The organism is Vibrio sp. V15_P4S5T153 (assembly GCF_963874485.1).
GTDB classification, from domain to species: domain Bacteria; phylum Pseudomonadota; class Gammaproteobacteria; order Enterobacterales; family Vibrionaceae; genus Vibrio; species Vibrio anguillarum.
Genome location: NZ_CAWNHR010000011.1, coordinates 758617 through 778383, shown reverse-complemented (window position 1 = coordinate 778383; position 19767 = coordinate 758617). Strand labels below are relative to the sequence as shown.

The window sequence follows — 19767 nt, the reverse complement described above, 5'->3', positions numbered from 1 at the left end:
AATGCTTATCGGCAACTTTAGGCGACTAAAGAGCAACTTCTTAAGCCGCTTCATCTTCTAGTAGCAATTTCACCCCAAGCGCGACTAGCACAACGCCTGTTGTCCCTTCCATCCATTTCATAAACGACGCATTTTTGAGTAAGTTTTTTGCAAAACTCAATGCGCCCGCTAAACCGCACTGCCAGCACATAGCGATAACAAAATGAATGGCAGCCATCAAAAGCGATTGCAACAACGGAGAATATTCTGGGTTAATAAATTGCGGCAAAAATGCGAGATAAAATACTGCCGTTTTAGGGTTCAACACATTGGAAAGAAAGCCTTCACGCAATGACCGCTTCAGCGTAAATTCACTGTGTGAAATCGCCGTAACCTGCATACCTTGGCTATTTTTCAGCAACGCTTTTAAGCTGGATAGTCCCAGCCAAATTAAATACGCCGCACCAATCATTTTAACCACATGAAACAGCTCGGCCGATTGTGCCAAAATCGCCGAAATACCAACGGCGGAAAAGGTCGCATGCACAAATAGCCCCATGCAAATACCCAAACTTGTTATGCTGCCGTCAGTGAACCCAGCTCGTGATGTGTTACGAATCACCAGCGCCGTATCTAGCCCTGGAGTTAGCGTTAATATAGTAATTGCGATCAGAAAGGCTTCAACGTTTTGGATATACATACCCGTCCTTGTATAAAAGAAATGTCATCGTTTGCCTTTTTATACCTGAGCTCTTTTATAAAGTCTTTAACAGTTTTCACTGGATAAGAAAATAATGAAATACTCATAGCCTTGTCGGTTTGGGTCACGCTCTTTCACCTTAATTGACTTTGATGGCCTTGGTTAGACACTTAATGGTTGCTACACTAACTCTTCTTTTACGTCACGGAAGGCTAATTCCATGGATGCATTCAATCAATTAGTTCAACACTCTAAGAAAATTTCACATTTCAATCATTTAGCGGCTATTTGTGGCTGGGATCAAGCCGCAGTAATGCCTGCTGGCGGCGCTCAAGCTCGCTCGGAAGCGATGGCGCAATTGTCCGTTCATATTCATAGTTTACATACTCAACCTCAATTAGCTGAATGGTTCGATAAAGCACAAAATGAGTCATTGGACGATGAGCAAAAAGCAACTCTGCGTGAACTTAAACGCCACTGGCAGCAGGCAAACATACTGCCTGAAGCTTTGGTGCAAGCGAAATCTCTTGCTGGTTCAAAGTGTGAACATGCTTGGCGTACCCAACGCAAAAACAATGATTGGGTCGGTTTTGAGAAAAACTGGGCTGAGGTGGTCACACTCTCACAGCAAGAAGCGCAGATCCGCGCTGATGCTACAGGTTTAACGCCTTATGATGCGATGCTCGACCTTTACGAACCGGGTACAACCACTCAATCATTGGACGCTGTTTTCAGCGATGTTAAAACTTGGCTGCCAACGTTAATCGATCAAGTCATAGAGAAGCAGCGCGCCGAAGAGATCATCATGCCAACTGGGTATTACCCTGCTGAAAAGCAAAAGGCGCTAGGCTTAGAAGTCATGAAACTGCTTCAGTTTGATTTTGAACACGGTCGCCTTGATGAAAGCGTTCACCCTTTTTGCGGCGGTGTTCCAACCGATGTTCGGATCACCACTCGTTATAATGAGTCGGAGTTTATTCAGTCTCTAATGGGCATTGTCCATGAAACGGGCCACGCACGTTACGAGCAAGGCTTGCCTAAACATCTTGCTGGTACACCAGCAGGAGAAGCGCGTTCGATGGGTATTCATGAATCTCAATCGCTCTTCTTTGAAATGCAGATGGGGCGCAGTGAACCCTTTATTGAGCACTTAGCCACCCTAGCCGCCCGCTATTTTTCAGGTAGTGAAGATAAAGTATTTGCACAAGCGAATTTCCAGAAGATCTACACTCGCGCTGAAAAAGGCTTTATTCGTGTCGATGCCGACGAGCTGACTTATCCAGCGCATGTCATTTTACGTTATGAAATTGAACGTGATTTGATCAATGGTCATATCAAACATACCGATGTGCCTGAGCTATGGGATCAAAAAATGCAGGCTTACCTCGGCCTTTCTACCCAAGGAAATAACCAAAACGGCTGTATGCAAGACATCCACTGGACAGATGGAAGCTTTGGCTACTTCCCTAGTTACACGCTGGGTGCTATGTATGCGGCCCAGTTTATGGCAGCGATGAAGAAAACGGTGGATGTTGATGCCGCCATTCGCAGTGGTGATTTATCACCAATATTTACTTGGCTTGCCGATAATATTTGGCGGAAAGGTAGCTTATTAACAACCGATGAATTGGTGAAACAAGCGACTGGGGATGTGCTTAACGCTCAATATTTCCAAGACCACCTAAAGCATAGATACCTTTAGCGCTAAACTTAAAAAGCAGCTTAAATCGCTGCTTTTTTACACTTAGTTAACGCTCAATAACACGCAGGAATTCATGATGAACTTTTCATCAATGCATCTTTACGCAAGCGCCATACTGTCAGTAACATCGCCAGTAACGCTAGTACGCTCATGCCAATATAAACCAAGCTAAAACCTTGTGATAATACCTGTGTGGAAACGCCAGCCTGCTCGGCACCGTGTTCAGCAACCATGACTTCGCTCGGCACTCTCAGATAAAAGAGCGCGGAACAGAACGCAACACCGAGTGCACCGCCGAGTTCTCGTCCAAAATTAAACAGTGACATGCCAATGCCGCGATCGCGTGCGGGTAAGACACTTTGTACAACAACGCCTAAGGCCGGTAAGGTTAAACCAATACCTATACCCGCAAAACCCAATGCAAATTTCACCCACATATCGTAGTGAACTTGCCACAATGCAGCCATAGCCAAAGCAAAACCGACGATCACTAACATCTTATAACGACCAAACTTCGCGATGAGCTTCCCACCCACATAAGCGCCAGAGGTAATACAGACCATGAAGATCACCATAATGGCACCGCTTTCTGACGGAGTGAGTCCTTTTTGCCACTGAAACTGCAGTGGTAAATAGACCAAAAGCGCAAACATCAGCATTTGCGATCCCATAATAAGAACAATCGCGGTCAGATAATTCGGAAGACGTGCTAAACGCGCCGGTAAAATAGGATCACTCACTCTGCGTTCAACAACCACCAAAGCAACTAAACACGCCAGTAATGCAAACGCGCCCCAGCCAGTAGGGATAAATGAATGTGAAGAAAGTAATAACAGCAGCAAAGTCGTCGCACTCATGAGTAACGCTGCTCCCACCCAATCAAAGCGACTATCTCTGCGTTTATTGAGATGCTTCAAATAGCGGTTAACCATGTAAAGTGCCACCAACCCTAGCGGTAAATTAATACCGAATACCCACCGCCAACTGAGGTAGTCAGCAAAATAGCCGCCAAGTAGTGGCCCTGCAATACTGGACACCGCATAAACCGCTGAAATATAACCTTGGTACTTGCCCACTTCGCGCGCAGGAATTGAATCGGCGATAACGGTAAATGCCAGAGCTATTAAGCCTCCACCGCCAATCCCTTGAATCACACGAGCACCAATTAAACTGGGTAGATCAAAAGCAAAGGTACACAGCGCGGAACCCAACATAAAGATCACGATACTGACATTTAGCATCCGAACTCGTCCGAACAAGTCGCTCAGTTTACCGTAGACGGGTAATACAGCGGTCGATGCTAATAGATAAGCAGTAATCACCCATGTTAATGCTTGTCCTGCCGAGAGATCTTGCCCAATAAGAGCCAATGGAGTGGTAACGATGCTTTTTTCAAGCGAGCCTAAAGCGATGACTAAAGCAACGCTGGCAAAAATAATTTTCGGATTAGCCGAATAAGTTGAATCGGTAGGCATGTGCCCCTCATATGAACTTGATTAGAATGCGCGACCGACACGATAACGTAATAGTGCACATCCTAAAATAGGATAGAATGGGATGGCTTATTGCATAAATGGGATTAATGATGAAACTTGATGATTTATCACTCTTTTTAACGGTAGTGAAATGTGGCAATTTTACGCTGGCAGCAAAACAAAAAGCCTTGTCCACCAGCACGTTGAGCCGCAGAATTCAGCAGTTGGAGCAAGATATTGGCAGCATTCTACTGATCAGAAACAGTAAAGAAGTGGTACTAACGAAAGAAGGCGAGCATTTGTTTGAAACCTATGCCAACCTATTTAGCCAAATAGAAGATAAACAAGCACAAGCTCTAAAAGCCAAACAAGAGTTTAGAGGCGAGATCGTCATTAACGCGCCAATCCTACCCATTCGGCATCAGCTAAGTCCATTAGCACTGGAATTTTGTCAGCAACATCCTAAAGTCAACATTCGTATTCAAGTCGGTGCGGGGCTGGATTATCATACCCAGCACGACCTTGATATAGCGCTACGTTTTGGTCCACAACCGCAATCCGATTGGGTTGCGCGCAAACTAGCTAATAACCCTTCCGTGTTGTGCACAAGCCCTGACTACTCGGCCTCTTTGCTGCTAAAACATCCAGAGCAATTACTTTCTCTGCCACTACTCACTTTAAATACCAAACAAGCGTGGATATTTGAACATCAGCAAAGCAAAGAACGTTTTCAATTTATCCCTCAGGCACGTATTAGCTCTGAGGAAATTGATACGATTTTGCAAGCCACATTCATGAATATGGGTATTGCAAGGTTACCTAAAGGATTAATTGATAAGGAGTTAGAGGAGAAACGATTAGTGCCATTATTGCCTAACTGGCAGATTGAAGGAGCGGATGTTTATTTGCTGCACCCTCAGAGACGTTTTCTTCCTGAGCGAACTCAGGCATTTATTGACTACATCATCAATCACTGGTCACGCTTTGCTTTCAGTTACTGGCGTACTTGAGAATGTACACCACACTATACTGCTCAAATAAAAAACCACTTCTTGCTACTAACGAGCAAGAAGTGGTTGAAAGCGATTGAGTGACTAGATTAAAGAAAGTGGAAGGTCGCGTTGAATGAAACCGTACCAATATCGTCATCGCCCAAAGTGTAATTCATGTAACTTGCACCAACTGAAATTGGCCCCATCAGGAAGTATTCAGCGCCTACACCGTACATGATGTCAAAACCATCATCTATTTTATTGCTGTTTAATTTTTTATCCCAAGAATGCAAACCACCCTTGGCATACACATGCAGAGGGCCAAAATCAATGCTTGGCTTTACCGCAAAATAAACAGAAGAGGCCGCGATTTCATTCGTGGCACTGACTTCAAATTTGCCATGGTCGGTGTAACCCGCTTCGAGGCCAATCAGAGGAAGAATACCAGTACCGGCATGAATGTTGTACGAAGTACCGCTTTTACCATTCAAATCCGATTGGCCTACTGATGCGCCGCCATAAATCCAAGAGTCAGCAAACGCCATTGAAGATGTACTGATCAGCGCCAGTGCGATTAAAGTCTTTTTCATGATGAACCTTCTTTATTTAATTTGGCAGTGGCCTCAAAACGGCGACCGATTGCCACATAGCGTCAAATTATAGTGAACTGTTGGTTAGATGCAAATCTTATACCTAACAAGCATCAATCGCATTTTTTATACGTTTATCTGAAACTGGATAAGGAGTGCCAAGTTGCTGAGCAAATAAACTCACGCGAAGCTCTTCAATCATCCAACGGATCTCTTTAACATTTTCAGGTACTTCTGCACCGCGAGGTATCTTGTTTAGTAGCGCTTTGTAATCATTGGTTACCGCTTCAATTTTCAACATGTGCAAACGATCCTTATTTGGCTCAATGGGTAACTTCTCCATCCGACGTTCAATCGCGCGCATGTAACGCAGAATATCCGGCAAACGCTTCCAGCCGCACTCGGTGGCAAAGCCTTTAAAGATCAAACCTTCGATCTGCGCTTTGATATCCGATAACGCAAAAGCCATCGTAAAATCGATTTTCCCTTTCAGCTTTTTATTAATGTTGAATGCCGTGGTAAGAATCGTCTCCACTTGTTGGGCGATATCGACCACAGTATCGCCCAATTCAGCGCGCACAAACTCTTTCAGTGCCTCAAACTGCTCCGGCTCCCACACTAAACCGCCTTGCTGCTCAATTAACTTATCAATCCCACAAGCAATACAGTCATCAATCAGGTCCAATACTTTGCCATACGGGTTAAAGTAGAGCCCCAATTTTGACTTGTTCGGTAAATTGGTGTGCAGATATTTAATCGGTGAAGGAACGTTCAGCAAAATCAGACGCCTTTGCCCTGCTTTCATTGCATTGAGTTGTTCTTGCTCAGTCTCAAAAAGCTTAATTTCAACACTTTCTTTACTATCCACTAACGCTGGATAGGCTTTAACCTCGAAACCGCCGCGCTTTTGTTGGTACACTTTCGGTAATTCACCAAAGCTCCACGTATGCAAACCTTGCTGTTCAATATCATCGTCTGCCACTTGAGAGAGTGTTTCTTGTACTTTCTCTTTCAAACTCTCTTTCAGCTGATATAAATCTTTATGCTCATTGAGTTTGCGATTTTTATGATCCACCGCGCGAAAAGTGATTTTTAAATGATCCGGAACTTGCTCTAACTTCCAATCTTCACGCTTCACCTCGACGCCCGTCATGCGTCTTAACTCTTTTTCCATCGCATCCAATAAAGGCAATTCCATCGGTGTGACACGAGCTAAAAACGCATCCGCATAGTTAGGTGCCGGTACAAAGTTTTTGCGCAGTGTTTTAGGCAACGACTTGATCAGGCTAACAACCAATTCATGACGTAACCCGGGGATCTGCCAATCAAACCCTGTCGGTTCAATTTGATTTAGAATCGGCAATGGCAAATGTACCGTGACACCGTCACTATCTACTCCAGGTTCAAATTGATAGCTGAGCTTCAGTTTAATACCGTTTTGGTGCCAAAAGTTGGGATAATCTAAATCAGTGATGTGGCTAGCATCACCTTTAAATAGCATCTCTTTTTCAAAGTTGAGTAGATCTGGGGTGGCTTTGCTGGCTTTTCGCCACCACGCATCAAAATGACGCCCAGAGACCACATCCGTTGCTACTCGCTGATCGTAGAACTCAAAAAGCTGTTCATCATCAATCAAAATATCGCGGCGGCGAGATTTATGCTCAAGCTCCTCGACTTCAAGTAATAAGCGACGGTTTTGCTTGAAAAACGCATGTTTGGTTTCCCAATCACCTTCAACTAATGCGCTGCGAATGAAAATCTCACGACATAGTGGCTCGTCAATGGTGCTGTAGTTAATCAAACGTTTAGGCACAATAGGAATGCCATATAACATCACTTTTTCATAGGCCATGACGGCGGCTTGTTTTTTTGACCAATGCGGTTCGCTGTAGCTACGCTTAATCAAATGCTGTGCCAGCGGTTCCACCCATTCAGGCTGGATTTTAGCTGCAATACGCCCCCACAGTTTAGAGGTTTCCACCAATTCGGCGACCATCACCCACTTGGGCTGCTTTTTAAACAGACCAGAAGCGGGAAAAATATTAAAGCGGGCGTTACGAGCCCCTTGGTATTCATTTTTCTCTTGGTCTTTGATACCGATGTGCGACAGTAAACCAACCAAAATTGCACTGTGGATACTTTGGTAATTGCCCGGTTCGTCGTTCAATTTGCAATCCATTTCACGCATCGACTGGTGAATTTGGAAGTAGACATCCTGCCATTCGCGTACCCGCAAATAATTGAGGTAATCTTGTTTACACTGCTTACGAAATTGGCTGCTGCTTAACGCTTTTTGCTCAGTTTGAATGTGGTTCCACAAATTCACTAGGCTCAGGAAATCGGACTCTTCATCAAAAAATCGGCGATGTTTCTCATCTGAGGCTTGTTGCTTATCTGATGGGCGTTCACGTGGGTCTTGAATCGAAAGTGCAGCGGCAATCACCATCAGCTCTTTTACGCAGCCAAGCTTTGGCGCTTCGAGCACCATACGCGCCAAACGGGGATCAATCGGCAAGCGTGCTAATTTGCGCCCCATATCCGTCAACTGCTTTTTGCTGTCGTGACCATTTTTATTGGTATCAGGAACAATCGCACCAAGCTCTTCAAGCAAACGCACACCATCTTGAATGTTGCGTTTATCCGGCGCTTCCACAAACGGGAATGCTTCAATATCACCCAGCCCAAGTGCGGTCATTTGTAAAATAACCGAGGCTAAGTTGGTACGCAGTATTTCCGGATCGGTAAATTCTGGGCGTGAAAGAAAATCCTCTTCGGAATAGAGGCGTATGCAGATCCCTTCTTCAACACGGCCACAACGTCCTTTACGCTGATTTGCACTCGCTTGAGAAATTGGTTCAATCGGCAAACGTTGGACTTTGGTGCGGTAGCTATAACGGCTGATACGCGCCGTACCTGGGTCAATGACATATTTGATACCCGGAACGGTAAGGGATGTTTCTGCCACGTTGGTGGCTAAAACAATGCGCCGCCCTATATGGGGCTGAAAGATTTTATTCTGCTCTCCGGCGGATAATCGTGCATAAAGCGGCACAATTTCAGTATCACGTAAGTTACGTTTACTGAGCGCATCGGCCGTATCACGAATTTCTCGTTCACCATTCATGAAGATCAGAATATCGCCAAGCCCTTCAGCACAGAGTTCATCGACGGCTTCAAAAATACCTTCAAGTTGATCGCGGTCTGCTTCCTCTTCACCAAGCAGTGGTCGATAACGCGTATCGACCGGATAAGTACGACCCGACACTTCAATGATAGGCGCACCACTAAAATGGTTAGAGAAGCGTTCAGGATCGATGGTGGCCGAAGTAATGATGACTTTGAGATCCGGACGACGCGGCAGCAGTTCTTTCAAATAACCTAAGATAAAATCGATATTTAAGCTGCGCTCATGCGCTTCATCGATAATGATGGTGTCGTACTGATTGAGAAAACGATCATGCTGTATTTCGGCCAACAATATCCCGTCAGTCATCAATTTGATCTGAGTCTGCTCGGAAATTTGATCGTTAAAACGAACTTTATAGCCAACAAAGCCACCCAGTTCTGTTTCCATCTCTTGCGCTATTCGGCTCGCGACCGAACGCGCAGCAAGACGACGTGGTTGCGTATGGCCAATCAGGCCATATTTACCGCGCCCAAGTTCTGCGCAAATTTTGGGTAACTGAGTCGTTTTTCCTGAGCCTGTTTCACCCGCCACAATTACCACTTGGTTTTCAGCAATCGCTTTGGCGATATCATCGCGTTTTTGGCTTACGGGCAATAAATCAGGGTAGTCGATGGTAACGCGGCTGTTGAGACGCTGCTGCGCCACCATCATTGACTGAGCAATATCGAGCGCAATTTGATCAAAAACGGCATGTTTGGCTTGCTCATTTTTTATTTTGCTCGCACCAGAGATGCGTTTACTCAGACGAAAACGATCACGCATCATGCATTCTTTCAATGCATTGCGCAGAGATGCCGCACTGTTGCTGCTAGCGTTCATTGACTTGTGTTGATTGGGCTGTGACGAGGTCAAAGCATTTCCTATTCATTTCATTACATAAAACTGAGCGGATTGTAGCATAATCAACGCTCCTGCAATCAGTTATCCTTTCACAAACGGCGAGCATTTATTCGCTTCCTCCTCGATTCCGGTATGTTTTGCCATCGTTCGTATAATTAAGCGATTTAAAATTGGGCAATCGGATCAGGATTTCTTATGTTTATAAGAAAATCGCCGCTACAATAGCGACATGATTACTGAAACGATAAAACTGTGAAAGCATCTGAACTGAAACACATACTCGATTCACTACCCGATAACACCGATCCAGAATTGGTGATGGGTGAGGCTTGGTTGCCTGAACGTCTTATTGACACACAATTGGACGGCCATTTTCTGTTTCTGGAGTTTGATAATGCGCCCGAAGAAGGTGAAGGAGAGGAAGAAGGTCGCGGTTTTGTTGAACATGAGATTGCCATGATACGGCGACGCTTTGAAGAAATTTTGCTAGAAAAAGCGGACAATAAATCCAAAGCCGATGCCATGTTAGCGCTTTTCCTGATGGGGCATGAATACTCAAGTTCAGAAGTCATTGAAATACTAGAAGACCCTAGCGTTCCTCAAGATCCGAATGATTTTTATCACGAGAACGATGAAGATGAATCTCTTGATATTTAGAATCTCACTTTATTCTGACTTGTGTTTTGCTCAATACGTCACTATTTAAACAATAATGACTCGAAATTTTCAGTAGGTTTTTTTATGTTTAATGCCATTACATCGCTATTCAAGCAACTCTTGGACGGAGAAGATTTAGGCCAGCGTTCCAACACTAACCCCAACCTAGCGATTGCTTGTTTGCTCAGAGAAGTGGCAGGAGCCGATCATCAAATTGACACACGAGAAAATGACGCTAAGTTTCAATTAGTTAAACGACTATTAGCGTTAGATGATACAGAAACCACGGAACTGCTCATTCGGGCAGAACAAAGCGTCAAACAATCAGCTTCATTGTATGATTTCACTTCACAATTACGCGAGCTCTCGCAAGATACGCGATATGAACTTATCAAGGCGATGTGGCAAGTGGCGCACGCGGACGGTGAGATAGACCCACTCGAAGAGGCGGTGATCCGCAAAGCGGCAGAATTATTGTATGTCGACCACAGTGAATTTATCCGCGCTAAACTTTCCGCTCAAAAATAGAGCGGATTACAACATCGTTAACGCCAATTTCGCAAGGTTGTAGGCATCAACATAAGCGGAGTGCTGTCGCCCTTCCCACTCAATACCTTGCGCTTCTTGTGCGGCGCGGTGACCAATACGTTTTTCTTTCATTCTCTGCTGAATACGGTAGAGCGTTGCTAGGTTGATGAACTCGCTAAAAGGCATAACGATCCCCTTCTGCTCACACTCTTTAGCTAAAATTTGGTCATCACGCCCCCACGAAACATAAATCTTGTTTGGGCCGCCAAAATTTTTGACCATTGATTGAACGACACCTGCAAGTGGTCGCCCCTGTTTTTCAATCTTACGCGGAGTTATCCCGGTTAACTCACTACAAAACAGCGAAATTTCGTCTTGCTCTGGCCTGACATAATATTGAGCACGCTTCACAATCGTGCCCAACTGTACATCAATTTCAGCTAAACCCACTTCAATGATTTCACCCGTTGTCCCAACCCCATTTTCATTCCAGCAGCACATTTCTAAATCGAAGCAGACAACTCGGTTATAGTTCATTGTTCAGGCGTATCCTTTAAATATAAGTGGTCAAAGAACGCTATCTTACTCGACTCCTCTCAAAAACTCGACTCTCGCCCTTTCGTTCGGACAGTTATTGGGTGATTGAAACTCGGTTGCGACCATTTTCTTTGCTTTCGTATAACTTGCTGTCTGCCAAATGTAATAAAGACTCTTGATCATAAGTATGATTGATCGCCGCCCCAATACTGAGCGTGCAATACAGCACCTCATCCATGAACTCATATCCGGTTGATTCAACAGCCGCTCGTAACGTTTCTAAATAACACTGCAAAGGTTGAAGTTCTGACAATTCACAAATAATGCAAAATTCGTCCCCACCTAACCGAGCTAAAACATCATTATTTCCCATATGACGTGAAATAACCGTTGCGATATGTATTAGCATCTCATCGCCTGCAATGTGGCTATGCTTGTCATTAATCAGTTTAAAATCATCGACATCAAACATTACCAACGAAAAAGCTTTTTTCTGTAAGACGTTCTCTTGCAGTAAACGTCCGAATGCACGTCGGTTATACAACCCAGTCAAACTATCGTGGTCCGCTAAAAAGCGCAGTTCTTCAGTACGTTCTTCTAGCATCTCGCTAAGATGAAGTTTTTCTCTCATCAACAAATAGACAACATAACCTAACAAGATCGAAATAATTAAACCACCGACGCTGAGCGCCACTAAAATCCACTGTATGTTGCTCGCTATTGGTTCTGAGAACTTAAAATCAATTTTCCAATCACGGTTAGGCAGAGATAAGCGTTTCTCTATTTCTATGCCTTTGATTGAATCCCAATCTGGGCTTTGAAATAGAATCGGATCATCTTCGGCATCAAATCCGAGATCGGTTACTTTCATATACAATCGATGATCGGATGCCGTGCGGCTCACCAATCCATCAAAATAAGTAGAGAGTCGAATAACACCCACTACCACACCAATCATTTCCTGTTTGTTGTAGTTAAAAACAGGATGATATACCAATAATCCATCCTTTTTGTGGTGTGCTTCTATGCCATCTTGCAATAGGCGGACCTTATCGGATATAGCAGGTAGCCCCGTTCTCTCAATATGTGCAGCAATTCTTTGAAAGCGAGGGCGTAGCGAATAGAAGCCGAGCAATTCAAGGTTACTTTTGGTTTGAGGATAAATATCACTCAGAACATAAACGGGTTGTTCATTCTCTTCAGAAAATCCAATCACCTTTTGACCCGCTTTAGGTACTGTAAATAACTCAAATTGAGGCAAACGATCCCTCATTAATGTTACAAATTCGTCAGCATCATCTTTCGTTACTTTCGCTAACCATTGCAAACCGATAAGGCTGTAGGATGTTGACATAACACCATGAGCAAAAACGTCAAATCCTTGCACATTACCCCCCTCGGTAGCATGCAAAAAATTGGCAGCCGAACCAATAAAACTGACATCATTTCCAACCAACGTGTCTAATATGCTTGCTTGATGTTCAGCGTGGCTATCAAACAACATGACAATATGATTCTTTTGATTAATGTAGAGTAATGAGATGACTGACGCTGTCATCATTAAGGTAATAATTGAAATACATAAAGGGTAGATCACCTTTTTGTCGCTCTCTAACATAACAGCCTCTCCGTGGCTCAGGACTCAGGACTCAGGACTCAAATTACTCTTATAAAAGTAGGTAAATCAATAGCCAGTCACCAATTTATTAACCAATTAATCTTAAAGTTGAACCAGAATAGAGAATTAATGATTGATACTGCTCAAAACGCAAGCAATCACTTTAGCTTAAACGTGATGATGCGGACTTTCTATCCTGTATTCGCCTTGAATATGGTAAGCTGCGCCCCTATTTTTAAGTCTATTCACCGTAGGCTCACGAGAATTCCCACGCCTACTTCATTGTGTAAAGAGAATTGTGATGAACTTCGATTTAAATATGATCCCTACCACCTTTGATATGCTGCATGCTGGGCTCAGTGCATCAAGCCTTTTGCTACTTCTCATTGTGGTATCACGCAAATCAAAAGTCGTTGAGAAAGTTGTTGAAAAACCTGTCGAGAAAATTGTCGAAGTCGAAAAGCCGGTTGAAACGATTGTTGAAGTCGAAAAAATCGTAGAAGTAGAAAAAGTGATTGAGCGCGTAGTTGAAGTCGAATCTAAATTAGCGACAGCGCCAACCGATTCCGCCCTACAACTTTTGTCGTTAATGCAGCAAGAAGCTCGTCTGATTGACTTCTTAAATGAAGATGTCACCGCTTTTTCAGATGAGGAAGTTGGAGCCGCGGCGCGCGTGATCCACGCAGGTGGCAAAAAAGTCCTACAAGATTACATTCAGCTCACGCCCATTCGCGGCGAAGATGAAGAAAGCCGAATTACCATTGAAGCTGGTTTCAACCCGCAAGAAGTTCGCTTAACGGGTAATGTGACAGGTTCAGCACCCTTTAATGGCACCTTAGTCCATAAAGGCTGGAAAGCAACAGCTATCACTTTGCCTAAATTGGTTGAACAGTATGATGCTTCAATTATCGCACCTGCCGAGGTTGAATTGTAATGGAACAGACAGCGCCAAAATTTAGTATTGGTATTGACTTAGGCACAACACATTGCGTGCTCTCTTATGTTGATACACAGGATGAAAACGCTCGCGTTTCAGTAATGAGCATCCCTCAACTTACCGCGCCCGGTACGGTTGAAAGCCGTCATCAATTAGGCTCGTTTTTATACCAGCCTCATGAACATGAGATGAGCCCTGCCGCACGCGTTTTGCCTTGGTCGGCCGAGCCAAAAGCTTTAGTCGGTGCCATTGCGCGCAACCTTGGCAGTAAGACACCGATTCGTTTAGTCGCCAGTGCCAAATCATGGCTATGTCATGGTGGCGTCAATCGACGTGATGCATTTTTACCCGTGGGTAGCAGCGATGAAGTGGAAAAGATCTCCCCATTAAAAGCCACTGAGTGCTATCTAGAGCATTTAAAAAGTGCTTGGGATCACGCTCACCCTGACTTCCCCTTAGCTACACAAGATGTCACGTTAACAGTACCCGCTTCATTTGATCCAGCCGCCCGAGATTTAACCGCTGAAGCAGCACGCAACGTCGGTTTTGAGCAATTAACGCTGCTTGAAGAGCCACAAGCGGCTTTATACAGTTGGATAGATAATAGCCACGATGCGTGGCGCGATGAAGTCAAAGTGGGTGACATTGTTCTCGTGGTTGATATTGGTGGGGGAACCACTGATTTATCCTTAGTGGAAGTGACTGAAGACGCTGGTAACTTAACGCTCAATCGGATTGCGGTTGGTGAGCACATTTTGCTCGGCGGCGACAACATGGACCTTGCCCTTGCTTACCGTTTAAAAATGAAATTGGTGCAAGAAGGTAAAGAATTAGCCCCTTGGCAAGTGCAAGCAATGACGCACGCTTGCCGAGATGCCAAAGAGGCGCTTCTTAATGACAGTGCCCTAAATTCCGTACCGATTGTGGTACCAAGTCGCGGTTCAAAACTACTCGGTACAACGCTTAAAACCGAATTGACTCAACAAGAAGTGCAACAAACCTTGGTCGATGGTTTTTTCCCACAAGTGAATATCACTGATCATCCCGTACAAAAAGCACGTGGCGCATTAACGCAAATGGGCCTTCCCTACGCGCAAGACGCTGGAATTACCCGCCATATCGCCGCGTTCTTGGCAAAACAAGCCCATGCAATGGGTGGTGAAATATCCGCTCTAGAAAAATCCGCTCTGAATGATAACCCATTTGCTGGCATGCCCGGTATGGGCGAAGCTCCGGAGATGGATTTTATCAAACCGACCGCCATCTTACTAAACGGTGGCGTGTTAAAATCCGATTTATTAGCAAACCGTCTTCTCAGCACTATTAATGCTTGGTTGAGCACTGTGGGAGCACCACAGATGAAGCGCTTAACAGGCTTAGACCTTGATTTAGCCGTCGCATGTGGCGCAGCGTATTACGGCGCAGTTCGTCGTGGACAAGGTGTGCGTATTCGCGGGGGCATTGCCTCGAGTTATTACGTCGGTATTGAAAGTGCTATGCCTGCCATTCCGGGGATCACACCGCCGATGGAAGCCTTGTGCGTCGCCCCATTTGGCATGGAAGAAGGAACCAGTGTCCGCGTACCAAGCCAAGAGTTTGGATTGGTCATTGGTGAGCCTGTACATTTTCAATTCTTTGGTTCAACAATACGCCGCGATGACGAAGCTGGCATGCACTTAGATTATTGGGCTCCAGAAGAACTTGTAGAGCTGCCCGAGATCCACGTCACCTTGCCTGTTTCTGAAGGACGTCGACAAGGCGAAGTCGTTCCGGTTCACTTAGCCTCAACGATCACAGAACTCGGGACACTTCACTTAGAAGCCATTGCGACCGACAACGGCCAAACATGGCACGTTGAGTTCGATGTGCGTGAAGATCCTCAAGTCACTCAATAATCCCCACACGGCATCTTCGGATGCCGTTTTTGAAATTCAGGAGCCTCCATGTCTTCTCCTCGCTTTCTCGTCGGTATCGATTTAGGCACCACCAATACTGTGGTGGCATTTTGTGAAATCACCGAATCGTTAGAAGACTCACCCGTGCATCTTTTTGAGGTCGACCAATTAATTGGCCCAGGTGAAGTGGTTCGAAAACCACTCCTTCCATCATTTCGTTATCACCCAGCCGACGGGCAGATCGCACCTGATGCCCTATCGCTCCCTTGGCAAATTGAACCGGTTATGGGCGATAGCAAAGAGGTAATTATTGGCCAATGGGCAAGAGATTTAGGTGCAAAAGTAGAAGGGCGACAAGTATCCAGCGCGAAAAGTTGGCTCTCACACCAAGGGGTTGATCGCAAGCAAGCCATCTTACCGTGGGCAGGCGCTCACGATGTAGCGAAAGTTTCCCCTGTGATTGCCAGCGCCAGTTATCTCAATCACATCCGGCAAGCATGGAACTACCGTCATCCAAGTCATCGACTTGAAGATCAAAATGTCATTATCACCGTACCGGCATCATTTGATGAAACGGCTCGTAAGCTCACCATCGAAGCTGCAACGCTGGCTGGCTTAAGCTCAATTGTACTACTTGAAGAGCCACAAGCCGTTTGCTATGACTGGTACGCACGTCACCGCCATTGTGCCTCACAGCAACTACAGTCACTCCCTTTGATCTTGGTTTGTGATGTGGGCGGAGGTACGACAGACCTCAGTTTAATTGAAGCGAAACACAGCGCAGACAGCCAACTTTCTCTTGACCGAATTGGCGTGGGCGAGCACTTAATGCTCGGAGGTGACAACCTTGATTTAGCATTAGCTCATCTAGCTGAGCAACGCTTTGACGGTTCGAAAAAATTAACCGCCGCCAGTTTGAGCAAACTAATTCAGCAAACTCGCCAAGTCAAAGAGCAACTCTTATCAAACCAAGCCCCAGAGCAGCTAAAAATTACGCTCCTTGGCAGTGGTTCAAAGCTATTAGGCGCAGCAAAAAGCATTTCCCTGACGAAACAAGAGGTGCATGACATTGCACTGGAAGGCTTTTTCCCACTTTGCTCGGTACAAGAACGTCCAACTAAACGCCGCAGTGCTGTGGTGGAATTCGGTTTGCCCTACGCAGCCGACCCTGCCGTGAGTAAACACATTGCTGAATTTTTAGCTGAACACCAAGCCGTTTCTCGTCTTGCGCTCAAGCAAGAGTCAAACGCAACGGCAATTCCCGCTGGGTTGCTGCTCAATGGCGGCGTATTTAATAGTGAGCTTATCACAAAGCGCATCACTCAATTATTGACCGATTGGCGAGGTTCGCCGATCACCCTGCTTGATAATCCTCACCCTGATTGGGCAGTCGCACTCGGTGCTGTTGCCTATGGTAAAGCTCGCCAAGGTGCACAGCTTAAAATCGGCGGCGGATCGGCACGCTCTTATTTTTTACACCTGCCTGAAAAAAACAGTGCGGGACATGCTCTGTGTGTCTTGGCTAAAGGCACCGAAGAAGGACAAGAGATACGCTTAACCAGCCGTCGATTTTCACTGACGTTAGGTGAACCAGTACGCTTCAACATCCTGACCTCGACTCACGATATGTTTGCTGATCGCCGCGTTCAAAATGGTCTGTTATTGGCTGTTGAACATGAGCTTTTTACGCCACTGCCTCCTTATATAACGGCGTTAAAAGGAAATGATGATGCTCTATTGCACGCTAACCAAAAGCAACGAGTGGAAGTTCAACTGGCTTGTCAATTAACTGAAGTCGGCACGCTTAAGATTGAATGTGTCAGTGTTGAGGACGAAAAAAACCGATGGCAACTTGAGTTTGAAGTTCGCAAGCACAGTGAGTCAGACAGTGAAATCCAACGTCATCCTCGCTTGTCAGAGGCGATTTCGCTCATCACACACCTTTATAGTGGCAATAAAAAAGCCTCTGATAACCAAGCCATAAAAACGCTTGGCAAAGATTTAGATAAGCTTTTAGGGCCACGTGATGAATGGGATTTCACCACGCTACGACCGCTCTTTGATGCATTTTCTCAAGGCCGTAAACGTCGACGTCGCTCAGAGCAACACGAGAAAAACTGGTTGCGTCTGGCTGGGTTTGCCCTGCGACCAGGATTTGGCGACCCAACTGATCCTTGGCGTATGGAACAGATGTGGAATCTGTATCAACAAGGTATTCAATTCCAAAATCATCAAGGCTGGAGCGATTGGTGGGTATTTTGGCGGCGTATTGCTGGCGGACTGAGGCAGGAACAACAAGAAACGATTCTGGCAGATATCGCTAAGTATCTTCACCCTAGCGCAATCAAAAATCCAAAATCAGCTCAAGAAGCGCACGACAAAGGGTACGAAGCAATGGTGCGGCTTGCCGCTTCGCTGGAACATCTAGAAGTGGAAGATAAAGTATTACTTGCCACGTGGTTTTTGAACAAAGCTATTAATCAAACTCAATGTGAACAAGCACACTGGTGGGCCCTTGGGCGGTTAGCCTCTCGGACGCTACTGTATGGTAGTCAACATTCAGTCATCCCAAGAGCGCAAGTGGAACAATGGTTACCGAAGTTGCTTGATCAAAACTGGCAAAAAGAACCGATGATTGCCTTTGCCTCGGTAATGATGTGTCGCAAGACAGGAGATCGTCTTTTTGATATTAGCGATGATGTTCGTCAGCTCGTTTTAGCCAAGATAAAGCAGAGTAAGGTTCCAGAAACTTGGTTTACTTTGGTTAATGAAGTGCATGACCTGTCTGACACAGAATCCAAACGTGTCTTCGGTGATACTCTGCCAAGTGGGTTGATACTGCTTAAAAAATGAATCGACCTAATTTGACCACTCTCGTTGCTATGATGACGAGAGCGGTCAAAGATAACGCTGAATGTAGATTACAATTTCCTAAAAATCGCTTCGCAATCCGTTTGCTGCATGTATTTTGGCGCAGGATAATTCCAAAACGCTTCACGAAAAGCTTGTTTGGCCAATTCTGGAATATGCTCTGGCATGACCCCCTGTAACTGTTTAGGGATATGCAGTGTGTGATTGAGCTCTTTCACATACCCAATGAAGGCGTCCGCTTTCATTGAATCGGTCAAATGTGGATCGGTTATTTTGAGTACGTCAGCCAGTTTAGCCAGCTTATCTTTCGCCGCCTCTTTGGAGTATTCCAATACATGTGGCAACACAACTGCATTCGCTAAGCCGTGCGGGAAATGGTATTTCGCCCCAACCGCATGGGCGATGGCATGTGTATACCCTAAACTGGCTTTGGTAAAAGCAAGTCCAGCGTAATAAGAGGCCAGAGCCATGTTTTGTCTCGCCGTCAAATTTTGGCCAAAGAACGCCGCTTTTTCCAAGTTATCGTGGATCAGTTTAACCGCAGCGATGGCATAGCGATCAGTCTCTGGCGTGGCATTACGTGATATAAAGGCTTCCACTGCATGCGTGAGTGCATCCAACCCCGTTTGCGCAGTAATATGAGTAGGCAAGGCCATCATCAGCATCGGATCTAACGCTGCAATAAGTGGCACAAGTTTCGGGTCAGTAATCGGTGTTTTTTGCTGAGTTTGAGGGTCAGAAACCACCGCAATGACGGTCACTTCAGAGCCCGTTCCTGCCGTGGTTGGGATCACAAACAGCGGCGCAGGTGTTTTCCATACTTTTAACAACCCCACTAAACGTTTGATCGACTTGCGGTTAGTAGCACAAGCGGCGATCACTTTTGCACAATCGATTGAAGAGCCGCCACCAATAGCGACAACGCCTTGGCACTTCTCCAATCGGTACTGATGGAGGCCGGCTTCAACTTGATCATAAGTAGGATCAGGCAATACATGGTTAAACACCACACAACTGACACCAACGCGCTCAAACTCAAAGGTTAGTTTTTTTACATAACCAAGCTTTTCAATGCCTTGGTCTGTTACGACAAGCACGCGTTCAATACCCATCAAAGAAACCGAATAACAGAGTTGCTTGAGCGATTCTTTACCAATAAACAAGGTTGGCTTGGAGATGGGCAGAATCGCTGCGGCCAATTTGAGCACTTTCATGTATAGCTTATGCTGCCACTGCTGGTACTTGATCTCCATGATTGG

At 45.4% G+C, this 19767-nt stretch carries 14 protein-coding genes; 7 read left to right on the top strand and 7 right to left on the bottom strand.

From position 1 onward, the window contains the following. Positions 1–40: 40 nt before the first annotated feature. Positions 41–679, bottom strand: coding sequence for a LysE family translocator (locus AACT42_RS05415; RefSeq protein ID WP_017044740.1), 639 nt, complete (start codon positions 677–679; stop codon positions 41–43). Positions 680–899: 220 nt separating this feature from the next. Here AACT42_RS05415 and AACT42_RS05410 point away from each other — a divergent pair, with 220 nt between their 5' ends. Continuing rightward, positions 900–2381 carry a carboxypeptidase M32 gene (locus AACT42_RS05410; protein ID WP_094167913.1) on the top strand — a complete coding sequence of 494 codons (1482 nt, stop codon included), beginning with the start codon at positions 900–902 and terminating at the stop codon, positions 2379–2381. Positions 2382–2452: 71 nt separating this feature from the next. Here AACT42_RS05410 and AACT42_RS05405 read toward each other — a convergent pair whose 3' ends face one another. Next, positions 2453–3856 (bottom strand): MDR family MFS transporter, encoded by a 1404-nt coding sequence (locus AACT42_RS05405; RefSeq protein WP_013856812.1) that lies wholly within the window; start codon positions 3854–3856, stop codon positions 2453–2455. 98 nt (positions 3857–3954) lie between these two features. On the opposite strand from AACT42_RS05405, the gene AACT42_RS05400 reads away from it, so the two are divergent. Continuing rightward, positions 3955–4866, top strand: a complete 912-nt coding sequence (locus AACT42_RS05400) for a LysR family transcriptional regulator (RefSeq protein WP_013856811.1) — start codon at positions 3955–3957, stop codon at positions 4864–4866. An 89-nt stretch (positions 4867–4955) separates the two neighbouring features. Here AACT42_RS05400 and AACT42_RS05395 read toward each other — a convergent pair whose 3' ends face one another. Further along, positions 4956–5438: a porin family protein gene (locus tag AACT42_RS05395; protein WP_013856810.1), complete on the bottom strand. Its 483-nt coding sequence runs from the start codon at positions 5436–5438 to the stop codon at positions 4956–4958. A gap of 103 nt (positions 5439–5541) precedes the next feature. Then, positions 5542–9477: an ATP-dependent RNA helicase HrpA gene (gene hrpA, locus AACT42_RS05390; protein WP_094133727.1), complete on the bottom strand. Its 3936-nt coding sequence runs from the start codon at positions 9475–9477 to the stop codon at positions 5542–5544. A 240-nt stretch (positions 9478–9717) separates the two neighbouring features. On the opposite strand from hrpA, the gene AACT42_RS05385 reads away from it, so the two are divergent. Both AACT42_RS05385 and AACT42_RS05380 read left to right on the top strand, forming a co-directional pair. Next, positions 9718–10122: a hypothetical protein gene (locus tag AACT42_RS05385; RefSeq protein ID WP_017050533.1), complete on the top strand. Its 405-nt coding sequence runs from the start codon at positions 9718–9720 to the stop codon at positions 10120–10122. An 84-nt stretch (positions 10123–10206) separates the two neighbouring features. Beyond that, positions 10207–10650, top strand: coding sequence for a tellurite resistance TerB family protein (locus tag AACT42_RS05380; protein WP_026027231.1), 444 nt, complete (start codon positions 10207–10209; stop codon positions 10648–10650). 6 nt (positions 10651–10656) lie between these two features. Here AACT42_RS05380 and AACT42_RS05375 read toward each other — a convergent pair whose 3' ends face one another. Next, on the bottom strand, positions 10657–11187 hold the full coding sequence (locus AACT42_RS05375; protein ID WP_047689084.1) for a 3'-5' exonuclease: 531 nt from the start codon (positions 11185–11187) through the stop codon (positions 10657–10659). A 94-nt stretch (positions 11188–11281) separates the two neighbouring features. Continuing rightward, complete coding sequence (locus tag AACT42_RS05370) at positions 11282–12805, bottom strand: sensor domain-containing diguanylate cyclase (RefSeq protein ID WP_094133728.1); 1524 nt, start codon at positions 12803–12805, stop codon at positions 11282–11284. A gap of 301 nt (positions 12806–13106) precedes the next feature. On the opposite strand from AACT42_RS05370, the gene AACT42_RS05365 reads away from it, so the two are divergent. Genes AACT42_RS05365 through AACT42_RS05355 form a run of 3 tightly spaced genes read left to right on the top strand, consistent with a single transcriptional unit; the run spans position 13107 to position 18490 of the window. After that, complete coding sequence (locus AACT42_RS05365; RefSeq protein ID WP_094133729.1) at positions 13107–13739, top strand: DUF2760 domain-containing protein; 633 nt, start codon at positions 13107–13109, stop codon at positions 13737–13739. Continuing rightward, a complete protein-coding gene (locus AACT42_RS05360) occupies positions 13739–15637 on the top strand; it encodes an Hsp70 family protein (RefSeq protein WP_094133730.1) in 1899 nt (632 codons plus the stop codon). The genes AACT42_RS05365 and AACT42_RS05360 overlap by 1 nt, the downstream gene beginning before the upstream one ends. A 48-nt stretch (positions 15638–15685) precedes the next feature. Continuing rightward, positions 15686–18490 (top strand): Hsp70 family protein, encoded by a 2805-nt coding sequence (locus AACT42_RS05355; protein ID WP_094133731.1) that lies wholly within the window; start codon positions 15686–15688, stop codon positions 18488–18490. Positions 18491–18558: 68 nt separating this feature from the next. On the opposite strand, the gene AACT42_RS05350 is transcribed toward AACT42_RS05355, so the two are convergent. Continuing rightward, positions 18559–19761: an iron-containing alcohol dehydrogenase gene (locus tag AACT42_RS05350; protein WP_017042476.1), complete on the bottom strand. Its 1203-nt coding sequence runs from the start codon at positions 19759–19761 to the stop codon at positions 18559–18561. Positions 19762–19767: the final 6 nt, after the last annotated feature.

Coding starts and splice junctions, on each gene's coding strand:
- AACT42_RS05400 (WP_013856811.1), top strand. CDS start 3,955: ATGGGATTAATGATGAAACTTGATGATTTATCACTCTTTTTAACGGTA.
- AACT42_RS05395 (WP_013856810.1), bottom strand. CDS start 5,438: ATGAAAAAGACTTTAATCGCACTGGCGCTGATCAGTACATCTTCAATG.
- AACT42_RS05350 (WP_017042476.1), bottom strand. CDS start 19,761: ATGGAGATCAAGTACCAGCAGTGGCAGCATAAGCTATACATGAAAGTG.
- AACT42_RS05405 (WP_013856812.1), bottom strand. CDS start 3,856: ATGCCTACCGATTCAACTTATTCGGCTAATCCGAAAATTATTTTTGCC.
- AACT42_RS05380 (WP_026027231.1), top strand. CDS start 10,207: ATGTTTAATGCCATTACATCGCTATTCAAGCAACTCTTGGACGGAGAA.
- AACT42_RS05355 (WP_094133731.1), top strand. CDS start 15,686: ATGTCTTCTCCTCGCTTTCTCGTCGGTATCGATTTAGGCACCACCAAT.
- AACT42_RS05410 (WP_094167913.1), top strand. CDS start 900: ATGGATGCATTCAATCAATTAGTTCAACACTCTAAGAAAATTTCACAT.
- AACT42_RS05370 (WP_094133728.1), bottom strand. CDS start 12,805: ATGTTAGAGAGCGACAAAAAGGTGATCTACCCTTTATGTATTTCAATT.
- AACT42_RS05365 (WP_094133729.1), top strand. CDS start 13,107: ATGAACTTCGATTTAAATATGATCCCTACCACCTTTGATATGCTGCAT.
- AACT42_RS05360 (WP_094133730.1), top strand. CDS start 13,739: ATGGAACAGACAGCGCCAAAATTTAGTATTGGTATTGACTTAGGCACA.
- AACT42_RS05375 (WP_047689084.1), bottom strand. CDS start 11,187: ATGAACTATAACCGAGTTGTCTGCTTCGATTTAGAAATGTGCTGCTGG.
- AACT42_RS05415 (WP_017044740.1), bottom strand. CDS start 679: ATGTATATCCAAAACGTTGAAGCCTTTCTGATCGCAATTACTATATTA.